The 4549-nt window shown below is 50.6% G+C and carries 5 protein-coding genes; 1 reads left to right on the forward strand and 4 read right to left on the reverse strand.

Annotated features, from left to right (window positions below; translation table 11 throughout):
* The 3 genes from QA600_RS22665 to trkA all read right to left on the reverse strand — a co-directional run.
* Positions 1-1206, reverse strand: a 1206-nt coding sequence (locus QA600_RS22665; protein WP_278294204.1) for an amino acid permease, incomplete at its 3' end; no start/stop codon positions are given.
* 143 nt (positions 1207-1349) lie between these two features.
* Positions 1350-2093 carry an AsnC family transcriptional regulator gene (locus QA600_RS22670; protein ID WP_278294205.1) on the reverse strand — a complete coding sequence of 248 codons (744 nt, stop codon included), beginning with the start codon at positions 2091-2093 and terminating at the stop codon, positions 1350-1352.
* A gap of 103 nt (positions 2094-2196) precedes the next feature.
* Complete coding sequence (gene trkA, locus QA600_RS22675; protein WP_278294206.1) at positions 2197-3531, reverse strand: Trk system potassium transporter TrkA; 1335 nt, start codon at positions 3529-3531, stop codon at positions 2197-2199.
* An 87-nt stretch (positions 3532-3618) separates the two neighbouring features.
* Between trkA and QA600_RS22680 the strand changes: the two genes are divergently transcribed.
* A complete protein-coding gene (locus QA600_RS22680; RefSeq protein WP_278294207.1) occupies positions 3619-3969 on the forward strand; it encodes a TrkA C-terminal domain-containing protein in 351 nt (116 codons plus the stop codon).
* On the opposite strand, the gene QA600_RS22685 is transcribed toward QA600_RS22680, so the two are convergent.
* The gene (locus QA600_RS22685) at positions 3961-4308 is read right to left on the reverse strand and encodes a hypothetical protein (protein WP_278294208.1); all 348 of its coding nucleotides are present in this window, start codon (positions 4306-4308) and stop codon (positions 3961-3963) included. The two genes, QA600_RS22680 and QA600_RS22685, sit on opposite strands and share 9 nt — an antisense overlap.
* Positions 4309-4549 lie beyond the last annotated feature (241 nt).

Below are 4549 nucleotides of genomic sequence, written 5' to 3' on the forward strand. Positions count from 1 at the left end.
ATACAGTACGGATGGAATGCGAAAGTCCGGGTCATACTCGTCAGGGTCCGCACGCCGGAGAACGACAACTGCAACATGGACTAGTGCGTACGTAATGAGGAACATGAAACTCGCTACGTCAGCGAGTGTTGCGATCGGCAGTGGGCTGGCAATGAGTATGAGAATAACAGCCCCGGTCGCGAGAATCGCCCGATAGGGCGTCCGGTACCGATCGTGGATCTTGTTGAGCCAGTTGGTGAGAATTTGGTCGCGTCCCATCGCGAAGTTAACTCGTGCAGCTGAGAGAATAGAGGCGTTTGCCGATGAGACCGTCGCCAGAATCGCACCAGCGATCATCACCAGCGAACCGACGGTTGCAAATTCGAGTGCGTAGTCGCCGACAACCAAGACGCCGAATTGACCAGCGGCTTCAGCCGCGACGTCAGCGACAGGAACGTCCGAGGCAGCCAGTTCTGGGACCGGAAGAGTTCCTGTACTAACGAGCATGACGAGAACATAGAGGATCGTCGGTGTGACGACCGCAGCGATCATCGAAAGTGGAAGGTTTCGACCTGGGTTCTTGATCTCTTCTGCGCTCGTTGCGATCACCTCAAATCCGATGAAGGTCACGAAGACGGTTCCTGCAGTGGCAGCGACGACTGGCCAACCCTCTCCCTCCCGGACAAAGGGATCAAGCAGAGTGAGATCGATATTTAACAACCCAATGGCAATGAAGACGAGAATGAGCGCGATGAGAATTATGACGATAACGTTCTGCAGCGATCCAGTTTCCTTGACACCACGATAGTTGACTGCAACAAGGAGTGACGCCATCGCAAGACCAGCGAGAATAACAGTAAGCGCACCGGAGGGTCGATTCAGTAGATACTGGCCGAAACCAAGCATGTAGAACGCCGTCGCGAACATCAACCCGGCCCACATCCCCCACCCGACAATCGTGCCAAAGAAGCTTCCGAGGGCGTGGTTGACATAGTAGTAGCTCCCACCGGCCTTCGGCATCCCGGTCGCCAGCTCTGACAGTGATAGCGCTGCTAGTAGTGCGACCATGCCGCCGATCATGAACGAGATCATGCTCGCCGGCCCCGCACTTTCGGCGACAATCCCTGGGAGAACGAAAATCCCTGCACCAATCATCGTTCCGAGACCGAGCGTGTAGGCTTCAAGGAAGCCGAGATCGCGAGCAAGCTCCTGATCAGAACTGGACATTTTCAGGGATCCTCCTGTGTACCCAGTCTTACAAGCGAGGAGGTAGATCTATCCCAGTATATTTTCGATACAAGAATCTGGTTCATATGTACTCTCCTGATCCACCCCAAGTAGATAAGTATATTTCTCTTTCCGAAGATTGGTCAGCTACTATTCGATTCAAATATCTGTAACACTGATTCATCGAAGTCGCTGCGAGAGAGAACAGTCAGAATATCACCAGCGTGAATTACGCTTTTGCCTGTGGGCGTAAGCACGTCATCATCGCGTTCAATCGAGACGACAAGCATGTCTTCTTCGAGCATGTCGTCGTTAGCCGCTTGTTCTAAAGACCGGCCAGCGATCGGTGCATCCTTATCGACAGGGATTTCGATAACTTCATTTCCACCAGCGAGACTGATGTAATCCGAGAACTGCTGGTGGGTTTCTCCGGGACCAAAGGAATGGTAGGCCTGGAACTGCTCAGTCCGGACAAGTTTTTCATCGTTGACCTCGACGCCGAGTTTCGTCAATTCACGAGCAACGTCGTTTGTTGCTTCAAGATCCGGACCAACCGCAAGGACGTGGATATTTTCTTCACCAGCCATGAATTCGCGGACGTTGATGACACCAGGAATCGTCCGTGCCTGCTGAGCGAACCGCGGGCGTTCTTCGACGGGTGCTGTTACCGTATACAGTGTTGTGAGCATCTCGTCCGCGTCCTTGAAATCGATATTTGCATGGTAGCCTCGAATGACGCCTGCATTCTCTAATTGATCGATTCGGTTCCGGATTGTGGCGGGAGAGACGCCAACTTCTTCGGCGATCATCGGTGCAGAGGTATTCCGGGCGTCTTGCATCAGTGCGTGGATGATGCGCTTGTTGACGTCATCAAGGCGAATGCTCATAACAACAGGTATATCGGCAGAGCAAAAGATTCCTCCCCTTTCTTTGATCTCCGACTCCGACAGTGCTCAACTACAGATCCTTGCTTCAGATTTTATTACCAAATCAGACTTTCGCTGATATCTCGTCTAATACTGTCGCATCAACAAATAGCACGACGTGATCGCCTGGTTGTGGTACCGTGTCCCCTCGAGGGCTAATGAGAGTACCACTGCGGGAGATCGCACCGATCACGACTTCACTCGGAAGATCGGTCATCGAATCTGCAATCTGGCGGCCCGTGAGGGCGCTTTCGTGGCCGAGTTCGATCTCAATAACCTCAGCACGGTCGTGTTCCAGCATAGCGATCTTTTCAGTTTGATCTGTTCGGGTAAAGCGGATAATCTCTTCAGCAGTTTCCTCTCGAGGATTGATCGCGACGTCGATCCCGACTGTCTCAAAAAGGTTGGTATACTCGGTATTGTCGATGACTGCAATCGTTCGATTTACCCCGAATCGGCGGACAAGAAGAGAAACAAGTAGGTTCTTCTCGTCACTGTCGAGCGCAGAGATAACGAGATCTGCGTCGTCGATATGCTCTCGAGTGAGAAATTCCGTGTCCGTCGCATCGCTCTCTATGACGAGGGTGCCGGGAAGCGCTTCGGCGAGTTCACGGGCACGTTCATGATCTCGTTCAATCAGTCGTGGTGTAAATCCATGAGACTCGAATTCACGTGCGGTTTGATAGCCAATCTCGCTACCGCCCACGATAACTACATCATTCGCTTTCGAGGTTTCGTCAGGGACATTTGCGATCGCAAAACTCTTGACCAAATCTGAAGCTCCGATAATAACAATCCGGTCACCGATTTCAAAACAAGTATTCCCTTGGGCAATGCTCATCTCTCCATTCCGAAAAACGCTAGCGAATGTTACTCCGTCAGGCTCATCCAAGTCACAGACCTGCCGCTCGGCAAGCGGACTTTCTGGACCGATTTCGAGTTCGGCCATCGTTATAAGCCCCCCAGCGAACGACTCGATATCTTGAGCTCGTGGAAGGTTGGAGAGACGAAAAATCGTCTGTGCAACTAACAAGTCGGTACAGATCATGAAGCTCACATTGAAGGCATTCTCCGCCTCTGCCCACACGTCCAGTAACGTGTGCCGACGAACACGTGCGATAGTAAACGCATCAGTTGCAGTCCTAGCAGCGCCGCAGACGACGATGTTAGTTTCATCATCGTCTGTGCAGGCGATTACCAGATCTGCCTTCTCGAGTCCAGCCGTTCGGAGGGTTTTGAGTTCGGTACCGTCACCCGTTACCACGAGAGCGTCAAACGAATAGATGAGGCCCTCAGCAAGCACTGGATCACGTTCAATTATTGCAACCTCATGTGAATCTGCAAGGTTTGAAGCAATCATCTGCCCTACCTGACCAGCACCGACGACGAGGACGTACATTGCTACCTTGCCACACCACTGTCCTTTGTTTGTCTCTTTGGGTTGATCAAGAAGAAATTCTTTGAAGATTAGGAAGCGGTCATAGAGGTGATTTCTACCAAGAAATCCGTCTGGCTCCTAATTAGTAGACACAATATCACTTCTCGCAGCCCGTTCTTAGAAGGGGATACTAACGGTAAAAGTTCCATTAGCTATTGTGGGATACTGAAAGTATGGAAGACTGGCGACGCCGAATCAGTTCTCAAGCAAGTCGATCTCCGAGTCCAGACCGGCTGTACAGTAATCGCTATCGAGCGCGACGATGAACTAATAACGGATCTCACTGCGGATTTTGTCATTCAGGAAGAGGACATTCTCATTGCTGGCGGTAGTAAAAAGTCGATTGAGCGTTTCAAAGAATTCGTCTCTCAACTATCTCTAGAAACAGTGTTAGAGTAGCTGCAAAGAGACGCGTATTACGGCAGCACCGCAGGAAAACGCAATAATCGCATAAGCGTATTCTAGAGACAAATCACGATCTCCCTGTGAGAGATACTGACGGACCATGTATGAGATACTTCCAGAGATCAAAGAGGCTCCGGCCACCAATATAAAGAAGCCGACAATCCACTCGTTTCTGGGAGAGAATACAGCAGTCGTTAGCTGTACTCCTGAAACAATCGATATGAGGACTATGAAGAGGTAATGCGCAATAGCAAGCAGAATGTTAAGAACACAAAGAGCAATGGAAATAGAGAGAACTTTGCCCATCTGCTCTTTAATTGACTGTTGTTTCATGTGGAGTGAGGTGGATTTATAGAAGCTAACTATCGGGATCCGGTAGGGATACAACGGGTACAGTTGGGTTTGTGACAAGGTTCGTTGTGATATTACCAGCTAGAATTCGCTTAATTCGGCTTCCTTCCCGGGCTCGAAAGACAATTGCATCAGCCCCTACGTCAGCAGCTTCAGAAAACAAAGCAGGAATCAGATCTGTCGCAAAGACCGTTCGGGTGTCGACAGCAATAGAGCTACTAAG

It is taken from the genome of Natronococcus sp. A-GB1, assembly GCF_029688845.1.
Taxonomy (GTDB): Archaea; Halobacteriota; Halobacteria; order Halobacteriales; family Natrialbaceae; genus Natronococcus.

Bases quoted from the DNA above. Each gene is read 5' to 3' on its own strand.
- QA600_RS22670 (WP_278294205.1), bottom strand. From the start codon at position 2,093: ATGAGCATTCGCCTTGATGACGTCAACAAGCGCATCATCCACGCACTG.
- trkA (WP_278294206.1), bottom strand. From the start codon at position 3,531: ATGTACGTCCTCGTCGTCGGTGCTGGTCAGGTAGGGCAGATGATTGCT.
- QA600_RS22685 (WP_278294208.1), bottom strand. From the start codon at position 4,308: ATGAAACAACAGTCAATTAAAGAGCAGATGGGCAAAGTTCTCTCTATT.